Here is a 23255-nt window from a genome sequence, read left to right as displayed (position 1 = left end):
TCGCCGCCCGCGCCCGCGCCGGCATCACCCGCGACCTCCCTTCCAGCTCGCCCTTTACGGGCCCGACCGCCTCGTCGTCGCCGATCCGGCCACGCACGAGCGGATCGACCTGCGCGCCTTCGGGCCCGCCAACGCGAAACAGTTCGCGACGCTGCTCCGCAACGCGGAGACCCTCAAACCGGGAGAGAAACCATGATCGGCAGCATCCGCGACATCGAGCTGCTCTGCTCGATCGACATCGAGCAGACACCCGAAAGCCTGCACGCCCACGCCATTCCCGAGGATGTCGAGATCCGCCCCGGCGATGTCGTGATCGTCCACGACATGCCGACCGCGATCGGCTTCGGCACCCGCCTGACCTGCGCGCGCCGCGCCACCCTGCGCCGCGCCGGCCCGATCGAGCGCTGGTGGGTCGAGTTCCGCTCGATCCTCGAGATCACGAGCTTTACGAGGTCGGCTTCATGCCGTTCGCCGAGGCCGAAGCCGCCCTCGCCGCGCCGGGAGCCTGAACCATGAACGCCAGAACCGCGCCCACGGCCGCCCCCAACGCGCAGACGGCCATCGCCCAGTCGAGCACCATGCTCAGCCCGCGCTTCTACACCACCGATTTCGCCGCCCTCGACCGGCTCTCGATCGAGCCGGTGCGCGCCGAGTGGGACCGGCTGATGGCCGAGTTCGAGGCCGATCCCAACAAGGGCCATTTCGTGCGGACCGACGAATTCGCCGTCGATCTCTCGAAAATGGAGCCCGAACTGCACCGCGAATTCATCGATTTCCTGGTCAGCTCCGTCACCGCCGAATTCTCCGGCTGCGTGCTCTATGCCGAAATCCGCAAGCGCATCGCCAACCCCGACCTCAAGGCCCTGTTCGGCTACATGAGCCGCGACGAGGCGCGCCACGCCGGCTTCATCAACGAGGCCCTGCACGACATCGGCATGAAGGTCGATCTCGGTTTCCTGACAAAGGCGAAGAAATACCATTTCTTCCGCCCGAAATTCATCTTCTACGCGACCTATCTCTCCGAGAAGATCGGCTATGCCCGCTACATCTCGATCTTCCGCCAGCTCGAACGCCATCCAGAGCTGCGGATCCACCCGATCTTCAAGTGGTTCCGCGAGTGGTGCAACGACGAGTTCCGCCACGGCGAGGCCTTCGCGCTGCTGATGCGCGCCAATCCCGGCATGCTCACCGGCACCAACCGGCTCTGGGTCCGTTTCTTCCAGCTCGCGGTCTTCGCGACGATGTACATCCGCGATCACGCCCGCCCCCGCTTCCACGCCGCCCTCGGGCTCGACCCCACCGCCTACGACATGCAGGTCTTCCGCATCACCTCGGCGATCTGCCGGCAGGTCTTCCCGCTGACGCTCGATATCGAGAACCCCGCCTTCCTCGCCGGGCTCGAAACCCTGCGCCGGCTCGACGTCGCCACTCTCGCCCTGCGCGAGGTGCCCGGCCCGCTCGCCCGGCTGCGCCGCGGCGCGAACGCCGCCCGCGCCGCCCTCGCCTTCGGCCGGCTCTACCTGATGCGCCCGAAGCCCAACGCCCTGCCGGCGGACATCCGCATGCAGCCGGTCTGGTAGGAGCCGCGCCATGCACCAGTATGTCATCCCCGCCGCCTTCGCCCTGTTCGTCTGGTGGTTCAGCACCGGCGCGATCATCTATCTCGATGGCCTGCCCCGCCGCACCTTCAAATGGAGCATGCTCGGCGCCAGCGCGGTGCTGCTCGCCTGCCTCTGGGGCCTGCACGACACCGCCGGGCGAACCACCGTCGGCGCCGCCTATCTCGCCTTCTTCTACGGCCTGTTCGCCTGGGGCTGGCAGGAAATCAGCTTCTACATGGGCTACGTCACCGGGCCGCGCCGCGCGCCCTGCCCGGAGAACTGCGCCGGCTGGCGGCATTTCGGCCACGCGGTGCAGACCAGCCTGTGGCACGAGCTGGCCATCATCGCCACTGCCGGCCTCGTCGTCGCCCTCACCTGGGGCCAGCCGAACCAGATCGGCACCTGGACCTTCATGGTGCTGTGGTGGATGCATCAGAGCGCCAAGCTCAACGTCTTTCTCGGCGTGCGCAACCTCAACGAGGAATTCCTCCCCGAACACCTGACCTTCCTGAAGAGCTTCCTGCGCAAGCGGCCGATGAACCTGCTCTTCCCGTTCTCCATCACGATCTCGACGGTGATCGCCGTGCTGATGTTCCAGCGCGCCGGCGCCGCCCCCACCGCCTTCGCCCGCGTCGGCGGCATGTTCCTCGGCACGATGATGTCGCTCGCCATCCTCGAGCACTGGTTCCTCGTGCTGCCGCTGCCGGCGGCGCGGCTGTGGAAATGGAGCCTGCGCTCGCGCGCCCCGGCGCGGCCCTTCGCGGTCGAGATCGTCGCCGGCTTCCTCGGCGCCGGCAAGACCACCTTCATGCGCCGCCGCCTCGCCATGCTGGCCGAGCAGCCGGCCGCCAGCCGCGAGAAAACCGTTGTCCTCGTCAACGATTTCGCCACCGTCGGCATCGACGGCTCGCTGTTGCGCGGCCAGGGGGCGGATGTGGTGGAGCTGCCGAACGGCTGCATCTGCTGCTCGCTGCGCGACGATCTCGCCACCCAGCTCGAAGAGGTGGTCGCCCGCTTCGCGCCCGACCGCGTCCTGATCGAACCCTCGGGCGTGGCCGACCTCGCCTCGCTGATCGGCGTCATCCAGCGCCCGACCATCGCCGGCTTCGTGCGCGACCTGCGGGTGATCACCCTGATCGATGCCGGCGCCTTCCTCGCCGATTTCGCCGAAATGCAGGCGCACCTGACCGTCCAGGCCCGGCTCGCCTCGCTCGTGGTGATCAACAAGACCGATCTCGTCAGCCCGACCGAGCGCCTGCTCGTCGAGGCGACGCTGCACCGCCTGAGCCCGGAGACCAGGCTGGTCACCGCCTGCTACGGCGCGGTGCCGCCGGCGGCACTCCGCCCCGATCCCGCGCCGGACGCCGCGCCCCCTCACGCGCCCCCTCACGCGCCCCCTCACGCGCACGATCACGCACACGATCACCACGCGCACGATCATGCCCACCACCACGACGCCCCCCACGATCATCACGACCATCACGATCGTGACGACACCGCCCACGGCCATCACGACGACCACGAGCACGATCACCACGATCACGACCACGGCGCCGCCGCCGGCTTCGCCTCCTGGCACGGACCGCTCGGCCCGCTCTGCGATGCCGAGGCGATCGGCCGGGTGATCGAGGCGGCGGCCCGCGGCACTTTCGGCCCGGTCGCCCGGCTCAAGGGCCTCGCCCGCGTCGGCCGCGGCTGGATTCAGTTCGATGTCGCCGGCCACCACGCCAGCATGGCCGCCTTCGCCGCCGCCGAGGGGGAATCCCCGCGCGTCGTCGCCATCGGCCGCGATCTCGATGAAACCGGCCTCGCCGCCGCCTTCGCCGGCTGCGAACTGCACCTCGCCACCTGATCCGTCACCGCGCGGCACCAACACCAAGAAAGGGAGGATACGCGCCATGGACTACGAACATTTCTTCCGCTCCCAGCTCGACCAGCTCCGCAGCGAGGGGCGCTACCGCGTCTTCGCCGACATCGAGCGCCATGCCGGCAACTTCCCCCGCGCCACCCAGCACGGCGACGATGGCGGCCGCCCGGTCACCGTCTGGTGCTCGAACGACTATCTCGGCATGGGTCAGCACACGGCCGTGCTCAGCGCCATGCACCAGGCGCTCGACCGCTGCGGCGCCGGCGCCGGCGGCACCCGCAACATCGCCGGCACCAACCACTATCACGTGCTGCTCGAAGCCGAGCTGGCGGACCTGCACGGCAAGGAAGCGGCACTGCTGTTCAATTCGGGCTACATGTCCAACTGGGCCTCGCTCTGCACCCTCGCACACAAGCTGCCGAACTGCGCGGTGCTGTCTGACGCCTCGAACCACGCCTCGATGATCGAGGGCATCCGCCACAGCCGGGCCGAATGCATCGTCTTCCGCCACAACGACCCGGCCGACCTCGCCCGCCACCTCGCGGCACTCGACCCCGCCCGGCCCAAGCTCGTCGCCTTCGAGAGCGTCTACTCGATGGATGGGGACATCGCCCCCATCGCCGAGATCTGCGACGTCGCCGACCGCTACAACGCCATGACCTATCTCGACGAGGTGCACGCCGTCGGCCTCTACGGCCCGCGCGGCGGCGGCATTTCCGAACGCGAGGGCCTCGCCCACCGCCTCACCCTGATCGAGGGCACGCTGGCCAAGGGCTTCGGCGTCATCGGCGGCTACATCACCGGCAGCGCCGCGCTGTGCGACTTCGTGCGCAGCTACGCCTCGGGCTTCATCTTCACCACCGCCCTGCCGCCGACGGTCGCCGCCGGCGCGCTCGCCAGCATCCGCCACCTCAAGACCAGCGACGCCGAACGCACGGCGATGCACGCCCGCGTCGCCACCCTGCGCCGCAAGCTCGACGCGATCGGCGTGCCGCATCTGCCCAACCCGAGCCACATCGTGCCGGTGATGGTGGGCGACGCCACGCTCTGCAAGCAGATCAGCGACACCCTGCTCGACCGCTTCGGCATCTACGTCCAGCCGATCAACTATCCCACCGTGCCGCGCGGCACCGAGCGCCTGCGCCTCACCCCCTCGCCACTGCACACCGAGGCGGATATCGACCGGCTGATCGACGCGCTGCGCCATATCTGGCGGGAGATCGAGGTCGCCCGCGCCGCCTGATCGGGCGGCGCCTCGCGCACGTTCCGATCCTTCCAGATCGGAACGTACTCTATCCCGTTGACAACTTGGAGCCTCGTCCGATCGGGTAAACCCGCCTGATCGGACGAGGCCCTGTTTTCCGCGGGCAGACCAAGGCTATAGACTGGCGGTCCCCGATCCCGAACCGACAGGGTGCCGCCGATGAACAGCAATCCCGCCCGGCCGGCACGCTGGCTGCGCGTCCCCCGCGCCCTGTTCGCCCGCCTCGGCCCCGGCTTGATCACCGGCGCCGCCGACGACGATCCGAGCGGCATCGCCACCTATTCCCAGGTCGGCGCCCAGTTCGGCTACACCCTCGGCTGGACGGTGGTACTCGCCCTGCCCTTCATGGTCGCGGTGCAGGAGATCAGCGCGCGGATCGGCCGCATCACCGGGCGCGGCCTCGGCGCGGCGATGGAGGCCCATCTGCCCCGCCCGCTCGCCCTCTTCCTGATCCTGCTGCTCGCCATCGCCAATGTCTTCAATCTCGGCGCCGATCTCGGCGCGATGGCGCAGACCGCGCACATGCTCGCCGGCGGCCCCGAGCGGCTCTACACCGTGGCGATCGCGATATTCTGCGTCATCGCCGAAATCCGCATCCCCTACCGCCGCTACGTCGCCGTGCTGAAATTCCTCACCACGGCCCTGCTCGCCTATGTCGCCCTGCTCTTCGTCCTGCGCCTGCCCGCGCGCGACATCCTCGCCGGCGCGCTGATCCCCCGCCTCAGCCTCGACCGTCCGGCCCTGCTCGCGCTGATCGCGGTCTTCGGCACCACGATCAGCCCCTATCTGTTCTTCTGGCAGGCCGCCGAGGAAGCCGAGGATGCCGGGCGCATCCCCGCCGCCGGCGCGGAGGTTGCCGGCGAGCTCGCCCGCATCCGCTTCGATACCTGGGCCGGCATGACCTATTCCAACGCCGTCTCGCTCTCGATCATCATCGGTACGGCGGCGACGCTGCATGTCCACGGCATCACCGACATCACCTCGGCGGCGGATGCGGCCAGCGCCCTCGCCCCCATCGCCGGCCCCTTCGCGCGGCTGGTCTTCGCCATCGGCATTTTCGGCACCGGCCTCCTCGCGGTTCCCGTCCTCGCCGGCAGCACCGCCTATGCGATCGGCGAGGCCCTGCACTGGACGGTCGGCCTCTCCCGCCGGGCGCTGGAGGCCCGCGCCTTCTACGGCGTGCTGGCCGTCGCGACGCTTGCCGGCGTCGGCATCGTCTTCTCGCCGCTCCCGCCGATCCGCGCGCTGTTCTGGCGGCGGTGATCAACGGCATCGCCGCGGTGCCGATCATCGCGGCGATGGTCGCCCTCGCCAGCCGCCCCGCGGTGATGGACGGCCACGTCCTGCCCCGGAAGCTACGGATCATGGGCTGGCTCACCGCAGCACTCATGGGCGCCTGCACCCTGGCGATGCTGCTGGTCTAGAGCATCATACGATCAGATGGAGTCATCTGATCGTATGAAGATGCTCGTTTTATCTGTACGCTAGAGCTAGAGCGCTACATCCGATCAGGAATTCCGCCGCTCGATCTCCACGCCGACCGAGTCCATGTCCGCGAACACGTCGAGCTTCTCGACCCGCACCCGCACCAGCACGACCCGCGCATCCGCGAGGCACAGCTCCGCCAGCCGTTCCGCCAGCGTCTCGACGAGCTGGACATGCCCCGCCGCCACCGCCGCCCGCGCGCCGAGCACGATCCGCTCGTAATCCACCACCCGCGCCAGATCGTCCCGCCCCACCCCGCCGCGCGACATCTGCGCGCCGGCGGCGTCGTGCTCCTCGCGCACCGCGAGATCGAGATTGATCCGCACCCGCTGCGTGCGGCCGAATTCATGGGCATGGACGCCGATATGCGCCTCCAGCACCATGTCCCGCACGAACATCCGCCGCAGCGCCTGCGCTGCGGTGGCAGGCGGGGCGGGAAAATGGCTTTCGTTCATGCTCCGCCCATGCGCCGCCGCGCCGCCAAAGGCAAGTGCGGGCGGATGCGCATCCGGCCGGGCAGACCCGCCCGGCCAGCGCGCGTCAGAGAAACCTCAGCCCGCGTGAACCCGGCCGCGCAGCTCGCCCGGCATGTGCATGACGGTATGGATCATGACATACCACTGCCCGCCCATCAGTTCCTTCGCCTGCGCCGACGTCAGCACCGCCGAACCCCTGATCGGCCCGGCCGCCATCGGATGCGGCGGCTTCTTCGTCAGCCACACCTGCACCCCCGCGTTCTGCCCGGGCTTGCTGATCGGCCCGTGGAAATGCGCCATGATTACCTTGCTGGTGAGGTGGCTGTAGGTCACGTCCCAGGTCACCCGCCGGGTCGCCGTGTTGAACGTGCCGTGCATCGCGCCCGTCGCGTGGGACATCGTCCCGGCCACCGGATGAAGCCGGGCGGAAAGCCGCACGGTCTTCGCCTGCGCAATCCCGGTCCCGCCGGCCAGCCCGGCCGCAAGCACAAATGCAGTCAAGCCTCGCCTGGTCACTCTCACATTCGTCTCCTGTGTGTCGATGCGGCGCGATCATCCCCTCGCGCCAGGGGGTGTGCGGGGCGGCCGCACCCGGCCACCCCACGAGCGGTCACGCCAATGGCGTGGTTACGATTTCGGGCTCCACAGTTCGCACCAGCCCTTGGGCGAAATCGCGCCGGCCACCGCCTTGCAGCGGCCATCCTTGCCGGCGGTCGATGCCGGGATGTACAGCGCGCAGCCGTCGCACTGATGGCCATCCTTCGGCATGTCCTGATATTTCACCGCGGACTTGGCCATGCCGGCCGCTTCCGCCGCCTGCGTGGCGACGATGCCGGCCACCGCGATGCCGGCGGAAATTCCGGCCGCCTTGCGCAACAGCGCGCGCCGGCCATTCTGTCTGCTCTTGTCGTCGGACATTGTCTCTGCTCCTGTTTTGGACTGTCCTCGAAAGGACAGGATTGGAGTGTGGGAACGAAACCCGGTACGGCAAGCACCGCGCCGGGTCTCTCCACTCTGCAAATCCAAACGTGGCAGGAATCCGGCGCTCGCGCGATCGTGACCGCGCGCCGCGAGCGGTCCCTTCAGGGCAGCAGCACGGTGCTGCCGGTGGTCCGCCGCGCTTCCAGCGCCTCGTGCGCCGCCGCCGCCTCGGCGAGCGGAAAGGTCTGGTTGACGCGGATCTTCACCGCCCCGGCCTCAACCACCCCGAACAGGTCGTTCGCCACGGCGACGAGGTCGGAACGCTTCGCCGTATAGGTCGCAAGGGTCGGCCTGGTCAGGAACAGGCTGCCCTTGGCCGAGAGGATGCTGATATCGACCGGCGGCACCGGGCCCGAGGCATTGCCGTAACTCACCATCAGCCCAAGCGGCGCCAGCGAATCAAGGCTCGGCCCGAACGTGTCCTTGCCCACCGAGTCATAGACCACCGGCACCATCGCGCCGTCGGTCAGCCGCTTGACCTCGGCGGCGAGATTGTCATGCCCGACGATGACATGATGCGCCCCGTGCGCGCGGGCGAGTTCCGCCTTCGCCTCGGTCGAGACGACGCCGATCACCGTCGCCCCGAGATGCCGCGCCCACTGGCAGAGAATGAGGCCGACCCCGCCGGCCGCGGCATGCACGAGAATGGTCTCGCCCGCCTGCACCCGGTAGGTCCGCCGCAACAGATATTGCGCGGTCATGCCCTGGAGCATCATCGCCGCCCCGGTCTGGAAGTCGATCCCCGCCGGCAGCTTCACCAGCCGGTCGGCGGCGATCACCCGCTCGGTCGCATAGGCGCCGACCGGCCCGCCGGCATAGGCGACGCGGTCGCCCGCCGCCACCTCGCTCACGCCCTCGCCCACCGCGACGACGACGCCCGCCCCCTCCATGCCGATCGTCGCCGGCAGATGCGGCACCTTGTAGAGGCCGGTGCGGAAATACACGTCGATGTAATTCAGCCCCACCGCCTCATGCCGCACCAGCGCCTCGCCGCGTCCCGGCTCCGGCGTGGGCACGTCCTCCCAGCGCAGCACGTCGGGTCCGCCATGGGTATGGATACGGATGGCCTTGGTCGTCATGTCCTGTCTCCCGGATTTTTCAGATGCCGCGGCGCGTCCGTTCGCCGAACGCAGCCCCTTCGAGGGTGAGCAGCCGGCGTTTCATCGCCAGGCCCCAGCCTTCCGCGCTACTGCCGCAATAGCCGCCGAGCCCGTCCGCCGCCCGCACCCGATGGCACGGGATCAGGATGGGGATCGGATTGGCCCGGTTCGCCCCGCCGACCGATCGCGCGCTGCCGCCCACGGCGCGCGCCACCTCGGCATAGGTTCTGGTCTGGCCGCGCGGAATGGCGCGCAGATGGTCCCACACGCGCCGCTGATACTCGGTGCCCGCCGGCGCCAGCGGCAGGTCGTCGTCAAGCGCGTCACCGTCGAAATAGCGCGCGAGGGCGGCCGCCGTCCGCCGCAGCAAGGGCGTCGGCTCGTCCGCCGCCGCATCCTCGCCGGCGCCGAAATCGACCGACACGATCGCCCCGTCCCGCTCATGCAGGACGAAACCGCCGAACACCTTATGCCGCATCGAAAGCTGGGCCACAGGACCTTCCCCATTTTCAGGCTCGTGGCCCATCCCTGAACGGCGCATCTCGGCTTCAGGGACCATCGGGCCACTAAAATACTGATTTTGCTCGTGTCCGCCTCATGTCGAGGCCCATCTGATCTCGTTTTGCGGACACTAGAGCCTCACCTCCGGAAGTCAAGCGGATGTGATCGCCCGCCCCTCACCGGTCCGGCGCCCCGCTCCGCCGGCGCCGCTCGTGCCAGGCATCCATCAGTTTCAGAACCGCCGCCGCGGTCTCCTCGATCGAGCGTCGGGTGACATTGACCGTCGGCCAGCCCCGCGCCGCGCAGATCCGCCGCGCCCCGAGCAGCTCCGCCTTCACCGCCTCCTCGTCGACATAGTCGCCGCGATCCGGCCGGAAGCCGCCGGCCGCGCCACCGCCGACCGAACCGCCCTGGCCCAGCAGCGTCAGCCGGTGCCGCCGGATCTCGATCAGCGGTTCGAGATCGATGAACAGCCCGACCACCGGGCAGGGCGGATCGTCCAGCATCGCGGGCGGGTCGATCCCCGGCACCAGCGGCACGTTCGCCGCCTTGATGCCGCGATTGGCGAGATAGAACGAGGTCGGCGTCTTCGACGAGCGCGACACGCCCACCAGGATCACATCCGCTTCCGCCAGCCCGCGCAGCGCCTGCCCGTCATCGTGCGACAGCACGAAATGCATCGCGTCGATCCGGCGGAAATAATCGGCATCCAGCACATATTGCCGCCCCGGCGTCGGCCGCGCCGGCGCGCCCAGCTCGTCGGCCAGCAGCTCGAACACCGGGTCGAGCACATGCTGGATGCGCACGCCGAGCCGCTGGCACGCCTCGTCCAGCTCATGGCGCAGCGCCTGGTCGAGCAGGCTGCACAGCACCGGCCCCCGCTCCGCCTCGATCCCCTCCAGCACCCGGTGCAACTGCAAGCGCGAGCGGATCAGGCTCCAGCGGTGCAGATGAATGTCCGCCCCCTCGAACTGCACGCTCGCCGCCCGCGCCACCGCGCCGAGCGTGTCGCCGGTGGCGTCGGAAACCAGGTGGAGATTGAGCCGCTTGCCGTCCATGCCCGGTTTCATAGCGTGGATAACCCGGGCCGCGATACCGGAGGCGGTGGAAAGCGGGGATGAATTTTCCGCCGCCCCTGCCGGTGGATGAATTCCGCAGGGTCTCCCGGCTTATGTGGAAAACCTGGGGGTTTGATGCAGAATCAGCAGATTGTAGGCCGGTTTTGCTTGTGGAAAACTTTGTGCAGAAAAATCCGGTTTACGGGGTTCCCCAGAGTTCACAGCCACAAGCCCTACCACCGTCCTTTCCTATAAGTCGAAATGAAGCTAGGCAGGTCGCATGACGGGACAAAGCGCGGAAAAACCGGTTCTCAGGGTGCTCGGGGGCGAGGCGGTCTGGCCGCCGCCAGTATGGCTGATGCGCCAGGCCGGCCGGTACCTGCCCGAATACCGCAAGCTCAGGGAAACGGCGGGAAACTTCATCGCCCTCTGCACCACTCCCGCGCTAGCGACCGAGGTTACCCTGCAACCCGTCCGCCGCTTCGGCATGGATGCCGCGATCCTGTTCAGCGACATCCTGATCCTGCCCTGGGCGCTGGGTCAGAAACTCCGCTTCGCCGAGGGCGAAGGACCCCGCCTCGAACGGATCGACGGCCTGCCCGCCCTGGAAGCGCTCGATCCCGCCGCCCTGCGCCGCGGCACCGAGCCGGTGATGGAAACCGTCGCCCGCGTCCGCGCCGGCCTCGCCCCGGAAACCACGCTGATCGGCTTCGCCGGCAGCCCCTTCACCGTCGCCTGCTACATGATCGATGGCCGCGGCGGCGATTTTCCGCTCACCCGCGCCACCGCCTATGCCGATCCCGCGCTGCTCGCCGCGGTGATCGAAACCGTCACCACCGCGACGATCGACTATCTCTCCTGGCAGATCGAGGCCGGGGCCGACTGCGTCATGCTGTTCGATTCCTGGGCCGGGCTGCTGCCGCCGGATCTCTTCCGCGCCCATGTCATCCACCCCACCGCCCGCATCGTCGAACAGCTCCGCACCCGTCATCCGGGCATCAGGATCATCGGCTTCCCCCGTCTCGGCGGGCTGATGACCCTGTCCTACATCGCCGAAACCGGGGTGGATGGCGTCGGGATGGACACGTCGGTCGATCCCGTCGCCCTCGCCCGGCTCGCGCCGCGCCGCGTCGCCCTGCAAGGCAATCTCGACCCGCTGCTGCTGCGCGCCGGCGGCATCTCGCTCGGCCACGCGGTGGAGCGGATCGCCCGCGGGCTCGAAGGCCATCCGCACATCTTCAATCTCGGCCACGGCATCGTGCCGGACACCCCGCCCGAGCACGTCGCCGCGGTGATCGAACGCCTCCGCTCGCTGGAACCCGGCGAGCTTGAGGAATCCGCCCTCGCCGCCACCTGAGCGCCATGAACGATTCCGAACCCGTCCTGCCGGTCCGCACCGCGATCGTGCTGTTCAATCTCGGCGGCCCCGATGGCCCCGAGTCGATCAAGCCGTTCCGCGTCAATCTCTTCTCCGACCCCGCGATCATTCGCGCGCCGATCTTCATCCGCTTCTGGCTGGCGCGGCTGATCGCCCGCTCCGCCCAGAAAAAGGCCGAGGAAGGCTACGCGCTGATGGGCGGCAAATCCCCGCTGCTCGACCTCACCCGCCAGCAGGCGGATGCGCTGGAAGCCGCCCTTCCCGGCGCGAAATGCTTCATCGCGATGCGCTACTGGCATCCTTTCGCGCGCGACGTCGCCCGCGAGGTCAAGGCCTGGAACCCCGAGCGCATCCTGCTTCTGCCGCTCTATCCGCAGTTCTCCACCACCACGACCGGCAGTTCCCTGGCCGACTGGCACGATTCCGCCGCCCGCGCCGGCCTCGTCGCGCCGACCACCACGCTCTGCTGCTGGTATGACGACCCCGATTTCGCCGCCGCCACCGCCGCGCCGGTGATCGCCACCTACGAAAAGGCCCGGGCCGAACTTGGGGCGGGAGCGAAAATCCGCCTGCTCTTCTCCGCCCACGGCCTGCCGGAATCCATCGTCAAGGCCGGCGATCCCTATCAGGAGGAGGTCGAGGCCTGCACTGCCGCGGTGATGGCGGCGATCGAGCGCCGCCTCGGCCACCGCCCCGATCACCAGGTCTGCTACCAGTCCCGCGCCACGCCGCAGAAATGGCTCGAACCCTCGACCGAGCAGGCCATCGAACAGGCCGCGAAGGACAACACCGCCATCGTCGTCATCCCCATTGCCTTCGTCTCCGAGCATATCGAAACGCTGGTCGAGCTTGACGTCGAATATCGCGAGATCGCCGACCATCTGAAGCTCCCCGGCTATTACCGCGCCCCGGCGCAGAACGACGATCCCGCCTTCATCGCCGCCCTGGCCGGCATCGCCCGCCGCGCCGTGGCGCATGGTCCGGGCCTCTGCTCGCATCGCGGCGGGCGGTCCTGCGATGCGCGCAACCGGGATTGCCCCTGGGCGCGCTATCGGGCAGTCGTGGAGGCATGAAACGCACTTTCGGCCTCGTCATCTTCGATTGCGACGGCGTCCTGATCGACAGCGAGCGCGTTTCCGCCACGGTCATCGCCGCGGCGATGACCGAGCTTGGCTTGCCGATCACGCCGGATGCGGCGATGGCCCGCTTCGTCGGCGTCTCGCTCCGCGCCATGCGCCCGATGATCGAGGCCGATCTGGGCCGCCCGCTGCCGGCGGACTGGAACACCATGCTCGTCGCCCGCATCGTCGCCGCGATGGAGCGGCACGCCGAGCCCATTCCCGGCGCGCGCGACATCCTTGAGCATTTCGACGCCGCCGGTCAGCCCTGGCGCATCGCCTCCAATTCGGCGGATGTGGAGATGGACGCGAAATTCGGCCGCGTCGGCTGGCGCGATCTCGTCGCCGGCCGCACCTTCTCCGCCCCGCGTCTGTTCCCCGAGGGCGGTCGCCCGAAACCCGCGCCGGATGTCTTCCTCGCCGCCGCGCGCTCGCTGCCCGCCGCCCCCGAAACCTGTCTCGTGATCGAGGACAGCGTCACTGGCATCACCGGCGCCGTCGCCGCCGGCATGACCTGTTACGGTTTTGCTCCGCACGGCAACGGCGAGCTTCTTCTCGCCGCCGGCGCCCACCGCGTCATAAGCGGCCACCACGAACTGCGCGACCTCGTCGCCGCCGCGATCGGAGCCAAAGCATGACCATCGCCGCCCTGGCACCCTTCTACCGCTGGGAACTCGCCTTCCACGTGATGTCGATCATCGCCTGGATGGCCGCGTTGTTCTATCTGCCGCGCCTCTATGTCTATCACTGCCAGCTTGCTCCCGGCTCGGCCGAATCCGCCCGCTTCAAGGTGATGGAACGCCGCCTGCTCAAGCAGATCGCCACCCCGGCGATGATCTCGTCCTGGACCTTCGGCATCCTGCTCATCCTCACCCCCGGCGCCATCTCCTGGTCGGCCGGCTGGTGGTGGGCGAAATTCATCTGCGTCATCCTGATGAGCGGCTTTCACGGCGCGCTCTCCAAATGGCGGAAAAACTTCCTCAACGACGCCAACACGAAACCCGAGCGCTTCTACCGCATCGCCAACGAGGTCCCGACCATCCTGATGGTCATCATCGTCATCATGGTCTTCGTGAAGCCCTGACGTCGCGGGATTATAGAACAAATTCCTAATTCCAGTATAGGAATACTATCCCAAATTACTTGATCAGGACAAAATTCCACATCCCCGCCACATTGGCGTCATCGAAACACCGGCTTTGCCCGATCTGCTGCCTCCGATCCACGAGGAGGAAAACCGCAGATGAACCGCTCCGCACTCCGGGCCGCCATTCTGGCCCTTGCCTTTGCCGGCCTCGCCACCGCTCTGGCCGGCTGCGTCTATTACCCCTACGGTTACGGTCCGCCCGGCTACTATCACGGCTGGCATCATGGCGATGACGACTGACGGCCCGCCTTGCGGCCTGGCGTGCCCCTAATATACAAACAACCGACTGGCGCGCATGGCGCCGTCCGCGCCAGACAGGGGAAACGCCAATGACCGCGAATGCGACGCCCGACACCGGAACCGACAAGGCGCAGGACGCCGCCTTCATCTCAGCACTCCAATCGGTCTCGACCGCGACGCTCACCACCGTCCTGCTGAAAAAAGGCCTGCGCAATGTCTGGCTCCGCGGCACGACGCCGCTCGCCCCCGGCCAGGGCCGCAAGGTCGGCCGCGCCTTCACCCTGCGCTTCGTCCCCGCCCGCGAGGATCTCGCCACCCCCGCCTCCTGGGCCTCGCCCATTTCCACTCGCGGCGCGATCGAGGCGATGCCCGAAGGCTGCATCGCCGTCGCGGATGCGATGGGCATCACCGACGCCGGCATTTTCGGCGACATTCTCTGTGCCCGCATGGGCAAGCGCGGTGTCGCCGGCCTCGTCACCGACGGGGTGATGCGCGATCTCGCCGGCGTGCTCGGTACCGGTCTGCCGGTCTGGTGCCGCGGCGCCGCCGCCCCGCCCTCGGTCGCCGGCCTCACCTTCGTCGCCTGGCAGCAGCCCATCGCCTGCGGCGGCGTCGCCGTCTTCCCCGACGACATGATCGTGGTCGATGACGACGGCGCCGTGGTCATCCCCCAGGCCCTGCTCGCCGAAGTGGTGCCCGAAGCCATCGAGCAGGAAGCGCTCGAGGCCTGGATCATGACCGAGATCGAACGCGGCGTGCCGCTCCCCGGCCTCTACCCGGCGAACGCCGAAACCAGAGCCCGGTACGAAGCCTTCCGCGCCAGCCGGAAAGCCTGACCATGTCGGGCTTGCGCAAGGGCCTGACCAGCTACGGCGATTCCGGCTTCTCGCTGTTCCTCCGCAAGGCCTTCATCAAGGCCATGGGCTATTCCGACGATGCGCTGGACCGCCCGATCATCGGCATCACCAACACCGGCAGCGACTACAACCCCTGCCATGGCAACAGCCCCGACCTGATCGAGGCCGCCAAGCGCGGCGTCATGCTCGCCGGCGGCCTGCCGATGGTCTTTCCCACCATCTCGATCGGCGAGAGCTTCGCCCACCCCACCTCGATGTTCCTGCGCAACCTGATGGCGATGGACACCGAGGAAATGATCCGCGCCCAGCCGATGGACGCCGTGATCGTCATCGGCGGCTGCGACAAGACGCTCCCCGCCCAGCTCATGGGCGCGATCAGCACCAACCTGCCCACCATCGTCGTCCCCACCGGCCCGATGGTGGTCGGCCACCACAAGGGCGAGGTGCTCGGCGCCTGCACCGATTGCCGCCGCCTCTGGAGCATGCACCGCGCCGGGCAGATCGACGCGGCGGAAATCGAAACCATCAGCTCCCGCCTCGCCCCCTCGGTCGGCACCTGCATGGTGATGGGCACCGCCAGCACCATGGCTTGCATGATCGAGGCGCTCGGCTTCTCGCTTCCCATGAGCGCCACCATCCCCGCCGTCCACGCCGAGCGCCGCCGCATCGCCGAGGCCAGCGGCAGGCGCATCGTCGACCTCGCGAAATCCGGCGCGCCCCGCCCGCGCGACCTCATCACGCCCGCCGCCTTGCGCAACGCCCTTACCGTGCTGCAAGCCATCGGCGGCTCGACCAACGGCATCATCCATCTCACCGCCATGGCCGGCCGCGCCGGCGCGAGAATCGATCTCGACACGGTGGATGCGATCGGCCGTTCCGTCCCCGTCCTGGTCGACCTGAAACCCTCCGGCGATCACTACATGGAGCATTTCCACCATGCCGGCGGAATCCCCCGCCTGCTGCGCGAGCTTTCGCTCCATCTCGATCTCGCAGCACCCACCGTCGGCGGCCGGACCATCGGCGAGATCGCCGAAGCCGCCGAAATCGTCCCCGGCCAGACCGTCATCCGCGGCGCGGACAAGCCGCTGAAATCCTCCGGCGCCCTCGCCGTGCTGCACGGCAATCTCTGCCCGCGCGGCGCCGTCATCAAGCAATCCGCCGCCTCGCCGCATCTGCTGAACCATACCGGCCCCGCCCTCGTCTTCGAAAATGTCGAGGACATGGCGGCCAGAATCGATTCGGATGATCTGGACGTCACACCTGACACCGTCCTCGTCCTGCGCAATACCGGTCCCATCGGCGCGCCCGGCATGCCCGAGGCCGGCTATCTCCCCATCCCCCGCAAGCTCGCCCGCGCCGGGGTGAAGGACATGGTGCGGATTTCGGATGCGCGGATGAGCGGCACCGCCTTCGGCACCATCGTGCTGCACATCGCCCCGGAATCCGCTGCCGGCGGCCCGCTCGCCCTCGTCCGCACCGGCGACCCGATCCGGCTCGATGTCGCGGCGCGCACGCTCGATCTGTTGATCGACGATGCCGAATGGCAGCGCCGCGCCGCGGACCACGCGGCGCGCCCGCAGCGACAGCCGCCCCCGCGCGGCTATGCCCGCCTGTTCGAAACCACCGTGCTGCAAGCCGATGAAGGCTGCGATTTCGATTTCCTCCGTGGCGAAGGACCCTGCGCATGAGCGAGCGCCCCACACTTCTGTTTCTTGGCGACCTGATGCCCGTCATCGAGACATCGCTTGCCGCCCGCTTCGACATTCTGGTCGATGACGGCAGCAATCTCGACGCGCTGATCGCCGCCCATGCCCCCAGGATTCGCGGCCTGGTGACGCGCGGCCGCCGCCCGACCGATGCGGCGCTGATCGCCCGCCTGCCCGCGCTTGAACTGATCGCCAATTTCGGCGTCGGCTACGACACGGTCGATGCGCACGCAGCCGCCCAACATGGTGTCATCGTCACCAACACGCCGGATGTCTTGAACGACGAGATGGGCGATTTCACCGTCGGCCTCCTGCTCGCCACGATCCGAACCATCCCCGCCGCGGAGCGCTATCTTCGCGACGGCAAATGGACCGGCGGCGCCTTCCCGCTCGGCCACAGCCTGCGCGGCCGGCGCATCGGCATCGCCGGCATGGGCCGTATCGGCCGCGTCGTCGCCCGCCGCCTCTCGGGCTTCGACCTGCCGATCGCCTATCATTCGCGCAACCCGATCCCGCATCTCGACTATCCGCATTTTCCCTCGCTCCGCGATCTCGCCGCGGCGGTGGATGTGCTGATCGTCGTGCTCCCCGGCGGTGCCGCCACCCGCCATGTTGTCAATGCCGAGGTGCTCGCCGCCCTCGGCCCCGACGGCATCCTGATCAACGTCGCCCGTGGCACCGTGGTCGATGAAGCCGCCCTGATCGACGCGCTGACGCATCGCAAAATCCTCGCCGCCGGCCTCGATGTCTTCGAAAACGAGCCGCATGTGCCAGCCGCGCTTCTCGCCTGCGACAATGCGGTTCTCGTGCCGCATATCGGCACCGGCACAAATCACACCCGCGGCCTGATGGCCGATCTGCTCATCCGCAACGTCATCTCCTGGTTCGACGGCAAGGGCCCGATCACCCCCGTCGCCGAAACGCCCGTCGCCGAAACGCCGGTCCGGATGCCGCCGCAATGAAACTCGACCATACCGCGAGCGGCGTCTTCCCCATCGCGCCCACGCCCTTCCTGCCCGATGGCGCGGTCGACACGCGCTCGATCGACACGATGTGCGATTTCTATTTTTCCTGCGGTGCCACCGGCCTGACCATTCTCGGCATCATGGGCGAGGCTCCCAAGCTCGATGCTGACGAGGCGTTAGCCATTTCCCGCCAGGTCATCGGGCGGAGCGAAATTCCCGTCATCGTCGGCGTCTCCGCGCCCGGCTTCGCCGCCATGCGCAACCTCGCCCGCGCGGTGATGGATGCGGGTGCCGCCGGCGTCATGATCGCCCCGCCGTCCTCGCTGCGCACCGATGATCAGATCGTGAACTACTATCACAACGCGATCGCGGCGATCGGGAGCGACATCCCGTTCGTGATCCAGGACTACCCGCTAACGCTCTCGGTGATCATGACGCCGAACGTCATCCGCCGCATCGTGATGGACCTGCCCTCCTGCGTGATGCTCAAGCACGAGGACTGGCCGGGGCTTGAAAAAATCTCCACCCTCCGCGCCTTCCAGCGCAAGGGCAGCCTGCGCCCGCTTTCGATTCTCACAGGCAATGGCGGCCTCTTTCTCGATTTCGAAATGGAGCGCGGCGCCGATGGCGCGATGACCGGCTACTGCTTCCCCGACATGCTGGCCGATATCGTCCGCCTCTCGAACGAGGGCAAGCGCGACGAGGCGCACGACCTGTTCGATGCGCATCTGCCGCTGATCCGCTACGAGCAGCAGCAGGGCGTCGGCCTCGCGACACGAAAATACGTGCTGCGGAAACGCGGCGCCATCGCGCACGACACCCAGCGCGCCCCCGCCGGCAAACTCACCGACACCGCGCGCGCCGAAATCGATTTTCTGATCCGCCGTCTCGCGAAGCACGAACCCCGCGCCCGTTTCTGAAGGAATCCACAGTTGAAAAACCGTTTCGAAGGCAAGACGGCGGTGATCACCGGGGGCGCTGCCGGCATCGGCCTTGCCGCCGCCACGCGCATCATCGCCGAGGGCGGCAACGCCATATTGTGGGATCGCAGCCGCGAGGCCATCGTTGCCGCCGCGCAGGAGCTGGGCCCCGCCTGCTCCGGCGTCGCGCTCGACGTGACCGACCTGCGCGCCCTTGAGCGTGCCGCCGCCGAGGTGGTGCGCGAACACGGCGCGATCGACGCGCTGATCGCCAGCGCCGGCATCACCGGGCCGAACGCGACCACATGGGACTACCCGCTGGATTCCTGGCGGCAGGTCATCGAGGTCAATCTCACCGGCGTGTTCTGCGCCTGCAAGGCGGTGGTGCCGCACATGCGCGCGCGCAATGCCGGGCGCATCGTCACCATCGCCTCCATTGCCGGCAAGGAAGGCAACCCCAACGCGCCGGCCTACAGCGCCTCCAAGGCCGGCGTCATCGGCCTGACCAAGTCGCTCGGCAAGGAACTGGCGAACACCCCGATCACGGTGAACTGCATCACCCCCGCCGCCGTCCGCACCGCGATCTTCGAGCAGATGAGCCAGCAGCACATCGACTACATGCTCTCGAAAATCCCGATGAACCGGTTCGGCACGGTCGAGGAAATCGCGGCGCTGATCTGCTTTCTCGCGTCCGACGAAGCCTCCTTCAGCACCGGTGCCGTGTTCGACATCTCCGGCGGCCGCGCCACCTACTGACGCGGCGTTATTTCACCGGCGGCCGCCAGCGGCGCAGCAGCAGCGCGTTGGTCACCACGCTGACGCTCGATGCCGCCATCGCCGCCCCGGCGACCATCGGGCTCAGCCAGCCGAGGGCCGCCAGCGGGATGCCCACCACGTTGTAGACGAACGCCCAGAACAGCCCCTGGCGGATCTTGCGCATCGTCGCCCGCGCCACGTCCAGCGCCGCCACCACCAGCGCCGGCTCGCCGCGCATCAGCGTGATCCCCGCGGTGTGCATGGCGATGTCGGTGCCCGTCGCCATCGCCATCCCGATATCGGCGGCGGCAAGCGAGGGCGCATCGTTCACCCCGTCCCCCACCATGGCGACGACGTGCCCATCCCGCCGCAGGGCGCTGACGATCTCCGTCTTGTCCGCCGGCAGCCGGCCCGAAAACACCTTGTCGATCCCGAGGTCCCGCGCCACCGCGGCGGCCGCGCCGGCATTGTCGCCCGTCAGCAGCGCCACCAGCCGCCCCTGCGCCCGCAAGGCCGCGACCGCGGCGGCCGCCCCTGGTTTCACCCGGTCGCCGAACCCGACCAGCCCGAGCACCCGCGCCGCGCGATCTGCCCCATCGGCGCCGATCACCCAGGACACGCTGCGCCCCGCCGCCTCCAGCTCATGCGCCGTCGCGCCGAGCGCCCCGGCGGCAGCGCCACTCTCCTCCAGCAGGCGCGAACTGCCGATCGTGATCCGCTGGCCGCCGACCTCCCCGCTCACCCCGCGCCCCGGCAGCGCCTTGACCGCCTCGGCCGGCTGCGCCGCGATCCCGTCGGCCGCCGCCCGCGCGCACACCGCGCGCGCCAGTGGATGCTCGCTGCCCGCCTGCACCCCCGCCATCATCGCGAGCAGCTCCGCGTCCGAAACCCCCTCGGCCGGCGCCACCGCCACACCGAGGGCTTCCCCTCCGTCAGCGTGCCGGTCTTGTCGAAGGCGATCGCCGTCACCCGCGCCGCCGCCTCCAGCGCCTCGGCATCCTTCACCAGAATGCCGTGCCGCGCGGCAACGCCGGTGCCCGCCATCACCGCCGTCGGCGTCGCGAGGCCGAGCGCGCAGGGGCAGGCGATCACGAGAACCGAAACCGCGTTCAGAATCGCCACCGGCGCGCCCGCCCCCGCCAGCAGCCATCCCGCCAGCGTCGCCGCCGCCACGGCCACCACCACCGGCACGAACACCGCCGCTACCCGGTCCACCAGGCGCTGGATCGGCGCCTTCTCGGCCTGCGCCGTCTCCACCAGGCGGATGATGCGGGCGAGCATCGTCTCCGCCCCCACCGCCTCGGTGCGCAGCAGCAGCGCGCCCTCGCCGTTGATCGCCCCGCCCGGCACAAGCCCGCCCGGCCCGCGCGCCACCGGCAGGCTCTCGCCCGTCAGCATCGACAGATCGACGCTCGACTCCCCCGCCTCGATCACGCCATCCACCGGAATCCGCTCGCCCGGCCGCACCGCGACGAGATCGCCCCGCCCGACCTGCCCGATCGGCACCTCCCGCTCGCCGCCATCGGCGTCGCGCAGCCGCGCCGTGGTCGGCCGCAATGCGGCAAGGGCCGCCAGCGCCGCCCCGGTCTGCCGCCGCGCCCGCGCCTCCAGCCACTTGCCGAACAGGATGAGGGTGATCACCGTCGCCGCGGAATCGAAATAGAGCGGCGCCCCGCCATGCCCGCCGGCCCAGCCCTGCGCCAGCAGCACCAGGCTCAGCCCATAGGCGGCGCTGGTGCCGAGCGCGACGAGCAGGTCCATGTTCCCCGCCCCCGCCCGCAGCGCCGCCCACCCCGCCCGATAGAACCGCGCGCCGAGCCAGAGCTGCACCGGCGTCGCCAGCGCGAGTTCCGCCCAGCCCGGCAGCCCCAGCGGCGCGCCCGCCATATGCAGCGCCATGTTGCCGATCAGCGGCGCCGTCAGCAGTGCGGCGATGATCACGTGGCGCAGCTCCCGCCGCCCGTCCGCCGCCCGCCGCGTCGCTTCCGCCGCCCCGCTCTCCGCCACCTCGCGCGCGGCGTAGCCCGCCTTGCCGATCGCCGCGATCACCGCTGCGGCGTCGAATCCGGCGCCGGAAATCCGCGCCCGCTCGCTGGCGAGGTTCACGGCCGCACCGCTCACCCCCGCCACCTTCCGCGCCGCCCGCTCCACCCGCGCCACGCACGAGGCGCAGGTCATGCCCTCGACCGCGAGGTCGATCACCCTGTCCCCCGCATCTTTCCGGCCCGTCGCGGCGTCGCTCATCTGGTCCATGGCAAACTCCTTCGCCGCAGGATATGGGTTTGCCATCGTGGGAAGGTCAAACCCCGCCTCCCGCGCCGCGCATCCCTGCCCCCACCCGCCGGGCTTGACCTTGTCCCTGTGTCAGACCCCACGTTGGACTGGCATCATACCGAACCAAGGAGCCAACCATGATCGAATTCGACGTCGAAGGCATGACCTGCCAGCATTGCGTCCGCGCCGTCACCGAGGCGATCCGCGCGGTGCATCCGGGCGCCGAGGTCGCGGTCGATCTCGCGGCCGGCAAGGTGAGCGTCCCCGCCGCCGTCGCCGCCGAGGCCGCCGCCCTCGCCGCCGCCATCGAGGACGAGGGCTACAAGGTGAAGCGCCCGGCCTGATCGCGCCGCCCCGATGCCGGATTCCCGTCACCTGCTGCTCGTCGGCGCCGGCCATGCCAGCATCGCGGTGCTGCGCGACCTGGCGCGCGCGCCGCTCCCCGGCCTGCGCCTCACCGTGCTCACCCCGGCGACCGATCTGGCCTATTCCGGCATGCTGCCCGGCATCGTCGCCGGGGATACCGACGCCGCGGCCGGGCGGATCGACATCGCCCGCCTCGCCGCCGCCGCCGGTGCCACGCTCTGCCTCGACCGCGCGACCGGCATCGATCCCGATGCGCGCCGTGTCCTCCGCGCCGGCGGCTCGCCGCTCGGCTACGACCTGCTGGCGCTCGATGCCGGCGCCCCGCCGGCGGCGCCGGAGTCCGATCGCGTCATCCCGGTCCGCCCGCCGGATGCCCTGCTCGCCCGCCTGCCGGAGCTGGACGCGGCTTCGTCCGGCCCGGCGCCGTTCCGCCTCGCCGTGGTCGGCGGCGGTGCCGCCGGGGTGGAACTCGCCTTCGCCTTCGCCCACCGGCTGCGCGCCCGCCGCGCGGCCGCCGGCGCCGATCCGGCGGCGCTCTCGCTCACCCTGCTGCCCGGCCCGTCCGGCCTGCTGCCCGGCCTGCCCCGCCGCGCCGCGCGGCTGGTCGCCGCCCGCCTCGCCGTCTGCGGCATCGCGCTCGGTCCGCCCGCGCGCGCCGGCATCCCGCAGGCGGGGCATATCCCGCTCGATGACGGAACCAGCCTTCCCGCCGACGCCGTGGTCTGGGCCGCCGGCGCCGCCGCCCCCGCCTGGCTGCGTGGCGGTTCCCTCGCCCTCGATGCGGCGGGGTTCGTCGCCGTCGCCCCCACCCTGCGCTCCCGCTCGCACGACACCGTCTTCGCCGCCGGCGACATTGCCGGGTTCGGCGCCCTCGGCGTCCCGAAATCCGGCCTCTACGCGATCCGCCAGGGCAAGGTGCTCGCCGAAAACCTCCGCCGCGCCCTCGCCGGGCAAAGGCTCCGCCGCTTCCGCCCGCAGCGCGCCGCCCTCTATCTCCTCGCCACCGGGCCGGACCACGCGATCGGCACCCGCAACGGCCTCGTCGTCTCCGGTGCCTGGGTCCGGCGCTGGAAAGACCGGATCGACCGCCGCTTCATCGCCGCCTACGCCGCGCCCTGACCCCGCGCGGCCTCTTGCCCGCCGGCCCGATCCGCGCCAGAGACATCGCCGCACGAGAGCACGTTCCGGTCCATCA

26 protein-coding genes and 1 pseudogene are annotated in these 23255 nt (G+C 69.5%); 19 read left to right on the top strand and 8 right to left on the bottom strand.

The genetic code is table 11. From position 1 onward, the window contains the following. From ACIDOCELLA78_RS000000104365 to ACIDOCELLA78_RS000000104335, 7 genes and pseudogenes are all read left to right on the top strand, one after another. Positions 1–196 (top strand): annotated as a pseudogene (locus ACIDOCELLA78_RS000000104365) (hypothetical protein); the annotation flags it as partial. Next, positions 193–516 (top strand): hypothetical protein, encoded by a 324-nt coding sequence (locus ACIDOCELLA78_RS000000104360; RefSeq protein ID WP_249675711.1) that lies wholly within the window; start codon positions 193–195, stop codon positions 514–516. The pseudogene ACIDOCELLA78_RS000000104365 and the gene ACIDOCELLA78_RS000000104360, both read left to right, overlap by 4 nt. Beyond that, positions 513–1580, top strand: coding sequence for a magnesium-protoporphyrin IX monomethyl ester (oxidative) cyclase (acsF, locus tag ACIDOCELLA78_RS000000104355; RefSeq protein WP_201728541.1), 1068 nt, complete (start codon positions 513–515; stop codon positions 1578–1580). Before ACIDOCELLA78_RS000000104360 ends, acsF begins: the two co-directional genes overlap by 4 nt. Positions 1581–1590: 10 nt before the next feature. Beyond that, positions 1591–3453, top strand: a complete 1863-nt coding sequence (gene puhE / locus ACIDOCELLA78_RS000000104350) for a putative photosynthetic complex assembly protein PuhE (protein ID WP_201728540.1) — start codon at positions 1591–1593, stop codon at positions 3451–3453. A gap of 46 nt (positions 3454–3499) precedes the next feature. After that, a complete protein-coding gene (gene hemA, locus ACIDOCELLA78_RS000000104345; RefSeq protein ID WP_201728539.1) occupies positions 3500–4711 on the top strand; it encodes a 5-aminolevulinate synthase in 1212 nt (403 codons plus the stop codon). Between the two features lie 180 nt (positions 4712–4891). Further along, positions 4892–5995: an NRAMP family divalent metal transporter gene (locus ACIDOCELLA78_RS000000104340; RefSeq protein ID WP_249675708.1), complete on the top strand. Its 1104-nt coding sequence runs from the start codon at positions 4892–4894 to the stop codon at positions 5993–5995. After that, complete coding sequence (locus tag ACIDOCELLA78_RS000000104335) at positions 5992–6156, top strand: hypothetical protein (RefSeq protein ID WP_249675705.1); 165 nt, start codon at positions 5992–5994, stop codon at positions 6154–6156. Before ACIDOCELLA78_RS000000104340 ends, ACIDOCELLA78_RS000000104335 begins: the two co-directional genes overlap by 4 nt. An 84-nt stretch (positions 6157–6240) precedes the next feature. Here ACIDOCELLA78_RS000000104335 and ACIDOCELLA78_RS000000104330 read toward each other — a convergent pair whose 3' ends face one another. From ACIDOCELLA78_RS000000104330 to ACIDOCELLA78_RS000000104305, 6 genes are all read right to left on the bottom strand, one after another. Continuing rightward, complete coding sequence (locus ACIDOCELLA78_RS000000104330) at positions 6241–6672, bottom strand: dihydroneopterin aldolase (protein WP_201728538.1); 432 nt, start codon at positions 6670–6672, stop codon at positions 6241–6243. A 96-nt stretch (positions 6673–6768) separates the two neighbouring features. Next, positions 6769–7194, bottom strand: coding sequence for a CHRD domain-containing protein (locus ACIDOCELLA78_RS000000104325; protein WP_249675702.1), 426 nt, complete (start codon positions 7192–7194; stop codon positions 6769–6771). 126 nt (positions 7195–7320) lie between these two features. Next, entirely contained in the window at positions 7321–7611 is a 291-nt protein-coding gene (locus ACIDOCELLA78_RS000000104320; protein WP_201728536.1) for a high-potential iron-sulfur protein, read from the bottom strand. Positions 7612–7775: 164 nt separating this feature from the next. Continuing rightward, positions 7776–8753 (bottom strand): quinone oxidoreductase, encoded by a 978-nt coding sequence (locus tag ACIDOCELLA78_RS000000104315; protein WP_201728535.1) that lies wholly within the window; start codon positions 8751–8753, stop codon positions 7776–7778. A 19-nt stretch (positions 8754–8772) separates the two neighbouring features. Beyond that, positions 8773–9267, bottom strand: coding sequence for a methylated-DNA--[protein]-cysteine S-methyltransferase (locus ACIDOCELLA78_RS000000104310; protein WP_201728534.1), 495 nt, complete (start codon positions 9265–9267; stop codon positions 8773–8775). 184 nt (positions 9268–9451) lie between these two features. Continuing rightward, positions 9452–10333: a pyruvate, water dikinase regulatory protein gene (locus ACIDOCELLA78_RS000000104305; RefSeq protein ID WP_201728533.1), complete on the bottom strand. Its 882-nt coding sequence runs from the start codon at positions 10331–10333 to the stop codon at positions 9452–9454. 280 nt (positions 10334–10613) lie between these two features. On the opposite strand from ACIDOCELLA78_RS000000104305, the gene hemE reads away from it, so the two are divergent. The 10 genes from hemE (at position 10614) to ACIDOCELLA78_RS000000104255 (ending at position 19420) form a co-directional block, all read left to right on the top strand. After that, positions 10614–11690 carry a uroporphyrinogen decarboxylase gene (gene hemE / locus ACIDOCELLA78_RS000000104300; protein WP_201728532.1) on the top strand — a complete coding sequence of 359 codons (1077 nt, stop codon included), beginning with the start codon at positions 10614–10616 and terminating at the stop codon, positions 11688–11690. Between the two features lie 5 nt (positions 11691–11695). Then, entirely contained in the window at positions 11696–12784 is a 1089-nt protein-coding gene (hemH, locus tag ACIDOCELLA78_RS000000104295; protein WP_201728531.1) for a ferrochelatase, read from the top strand. Beyond that, on the top strand, positions 12781–13467 hold the full coding sequence (locus ACIDOCELLA78_RS000000104290) for an HAD family phosphatase (protein WP_201728530.1): 687 nt from the start codon (positions 12781–12783) through the stop codon (positions 13465–13467). Before hemH ends, ACIDOCELLA78_RS000000104290 begins: the two co-directional genes overlap by 4 nt. Then, on the top strand, positions 13464–13913 hold the full coding sequence (gene hemJ / locus ACIDOCELLA78_RS000000104285; protein WP_201728529.1) for a protoporphyrinogen oxidase HemJ: 450 nt from the start codon (positions 13464–13466) through the stop codon (positions 13911–13913). The genes ACIDOCELLA78_RS000000104290 and hemJ overlap by 4 nt, the downstream gene beginning before the upstream one ends. A gap of 159 nt (positions 13914–14072) precedes the next feature. Further along, entirely contained in the window at positions 14073–14216 is a 144-nt protein-coding gene (locus ACIDOCELLA78_RS000000104280) for a hypothetical protein (protein WP_201728528.1), read from the top strand. Positions 14217–14305: 89 nt separating this feature from the next. Further along, positions 14306–15052 (top strand): ribonuclease activity regulator RraA, encoded by a 747-nt coding sequence (locus tag ACIDOCELLA78_RS000000104275; protein WP_201728527.1) that lies wholly within the window; start codon positions 14306–14308, stop codon positions 15050–15052. A 2-nt stretch (positions 15053–15054) separates the two neighbouring features. Beyond that, entirely contained in the window at positions 15055–16761 is a 1707-nt protein-coding gene (locus ACIDOCELLA78_RS000000104270; RefSeq protein ID WP_201728526.1) for an IlvD/Edd family dehydratase, read from the top strand. After that, the gene (locus tag ACIDOCELLA78_RS000000104265; protein ID WP_201728525.1) at positions 16758–17741 is read left to right on the top strand and encodes a 2-hydroxyacid dehydrogenase; all 984 of its coding nucleotides are present in this window, start codon (positions 16758–16760) and stop codon (positions 17739–17741) included. The genes ACIDOCELLA78_RS000000104270 and ACIDOCELLA78_RS000000104265 overlap by 4 nt, the downstream gene beginning before the upstream one ends. Next, entirely contained in the window at positions 17738–18664 is a 927-nt protein-coding gene (locus ACIDOCELLA78_RS000000104260) for a dihydrodipicolinate synthase family protein (RefSeq protein ID WP_201728524.1), read from the top strand. Before ACIDOCELLA78_RS000000104265 ends, ACIDOCELLA78_RS000000104260 begins: the two co-directional genes overlap by 4 nt. A gap of 12 nt (positions 18665–18676) precedes the next feature. Next, complete coding sequence (locus tag ACIDOCELLA78_RS000000104255; RefSeq protein WP_201728523.1) at positions 18677–19420, top strand: SDR family NAD(P)-dependent oxidoreductase; 744 nt, start codon at positions 18677–18679, stop codon at positions 19418–19420. Between the two features lie 7 nt (positions 19421–19427). Here the strand turns inward: ACIDOCELLA78_RS000000104255 and ACIDOCELLA78_RS000000104250 are convergent, their stop codons facing one another. Further along, a complete protein-coding gene (locus ACIDOCELLA78_RS000000104250) occupies positions 19428–20333 on the bottom strand; it encodes an HAD-IC family P-type ATPase (protein WP_307850892.1) in 906 nt (301 codons plus the stop codon). Beyond that, complete coding sequence (locus tag ACIDOCELLA78_RS000000104245; protein ID WP_307850890.1) at positions 20282–21673, bottom strand: cation-translocating P-type ATPase; 1392 nt, start codon at positions 21671–21673, stop codon at positions 20282–20284. Before ACIDOCELLA78_RS000000104245 ends, ACIDOCELLA78_RS000000104250 begins: the two co-directional genes overlap by 52 nt. Before the next feature lie 158 nt (positions 21674–21831). Here ACIDOCELLA78_RS000000104245 and ACIDOCELLA78_RS000000104240 point away from each other — a divergent pair, with 158 nt between their 5' ends. Further along, on the top strand, positions 21832–22038 hold the full coding sequence (locus ACIDOCELLA78_RS000000104240) for a heavy-metal-associated domain-containing protein (protein ID WP_201728522.1): 207 nt from the start codon (positions 21832–21834) through the stop codon (positions 22036–22038). Between the two features lie 13 nt (positions 22039–22051). Then, positions 22052–23179, top strand: a complete 1128-nt coding sequence (locus ACIDOCELLA78_RS000000104235) for an FAD-dependent oxidoreductase (protein WP_201728521.1) — start codon at positions 22052–22054, stop codon at positions 23177–23179. The last annotated feature ends 76 nt before the right edge of the window (positions 23180–23255 follow it).

Source organism: Acidocella sp. C78 (genome assembly GCF_907164655.1).
Note: the sequence above shows the minus strand (reverse complement) of the source record. Positions and strands in the feature narration are given on the sequence as shown.

Bases quoted from the DNA above. Each gene is read 5' to 3' on its own strand.
- ACIDOCELLA78_RS000000104360 (WP_249675711.1), top strand. From the start codon at position 193: ATGATCGGCAGCATCCGCGACATCGAGCTGCTCTGCTCGATCGACATC.
- acsF (WP_201728541.1), top strand. From the start codon at position 513: ATGAACGCCAGAACCGCGCCCACGGCCGCCCCCAACGCGCAGACGGCC.
- puhE (WP_201728540.1), top strand. From the start codon at position 1,591: ATGCACCAGTATGTCATCCCCGCCGCCTTCGCCCTGTTCGTCTGGTGG.
- hemA (WP_201728539.1), top strand. From the start codon at position 3,500: ATGGACTACGAACATTTCTTCCGCTCCCAGCTCGACCAGCTCCGCAGC.
- ACIDOCELLA78_RS000000104340 (WP_249675708.1), top strand. From the start codon at position 4,892: ATGAACAGCAATCCCGCCCGGCCGGCACGCTGGCTGCGCGTCCCCCGC.
- ACIDOCELLA78_RS000000104330 (WP_201728538.1), bottom strand. From the start codon at position 6,672: ATGAACGAAAGCCATTTTCCCGCCCCGCCTGCCACCGCAGCGCAGGCG.
- ACIDOCELLA78_RS000000104320 (WP_201728536.1), bottom strand. From the start codon at position 7,611: ATGTCCGACGACAAGAGCAGACAGAATGGCCGGCGCGCGCTGTTGCGC.
- ACIDOCELLA78_RS000000104315 (WP_201728535.1), bottom strand. From the start codon at position 8,753: ATGACGACCAAGGCCATCCGTATCCATACCCATGGCGGACCCGACGTG.
- ACIDOCELLA78_RS000000104305 (WP_201728533.1), bottom strand. From the start codon at position 10,333: ATGGACGGCAAGCGGCTCAATCTCCACCTGGTTTCCGACGCCACCGGC.
- hemE (WP_201728532.1), top strand. From the start codon at position 10,614: ATGACGGGACAAAGCGCGGAAAAACCGGTTCTCAGGGTGCTCGGGGGC.
- hemH (WP_201728531.1), top strand. From the start codon at position 11,696: ATGAACGATTCCGAACCCGTCCTGCCGGTCCGCACCGCGATCGTGCTG.
- ACIDOCELLA78_RS000000104290 (WP_201728530.1), top strand. From the start codon at position 12,781: ATGAAACGCACTTTCGGCCTCGTCATCTTCGATTGCGACGGCGTCCTG.
- hemJ (WP_201728529.1), top strand. From the start codon at position 13,464: ATGACCATCGCCGCCCTGGCACCCTTCTACCGCTGGGAACTCGCCTTC.
- ACIDOCELLA78_RS000000104280 (WP_201728528.1), top strand. From the start codon at position 14,073: ATGAACCGCTCCGCACTCCGGGCCGCCATTCTGGCCCTTGCCTTTGCC.
- ACIDOCELLA78_RS000000104275 (WP_201728527.1), top strand. From the start codon at position 14,306: ATGACCGCGAATGCGACGCCCGACACCGGAACCGACAAGGCGCAGGAC.
- ACIDOCELLA78_RS000000104270 (WP_201728526.1), top strand. From the start codon at position 15,055: ATGTCGGGCTTGCGCAAGGGCCTGACCAGCTACGGCGATTCCGGCTTC.
- ACIDOCELLA78_RS000000104265 (WP_201728525.1), top strand. From the start codon at position 16,758: ATGAGCGAGCGCCCCACACTTCTGTTTCTTGGCGACCTGATGCCCGTC.
- ACIDOCELLA78_RS000000104260 (WP_201728524.1), top strand. From the start codon at position 17,738: ATGAAACTCGACCATACCGCGAGCGGCGTCTTCCCCATCGCGCCCACG.
- ACIDOCELLA78_RS000000104245 (WP_307850890.1), bottom strand. From the start codon at position 21,673: ATGGACCAGATGAGCGACGCCGCGACGGGCCGGAAAGATGCGGGGGAC.
- ACIDOCELLA78_RS000000104240 (WP_201728522.1), top strand. From the start codon at position 21,832: ATGATCGAATTCGACGTCGAAGGCATGACCTGCCAGCATTGCGTCCGC.
- ACIDOCELLA78_RS000000104235 (WP_201728521.1), top strand. From the start codon at position 22,052: ATGCCGGATTCCCGTCACCTGCTGCTCGTCGGCGCCGGCCATGCCAGC.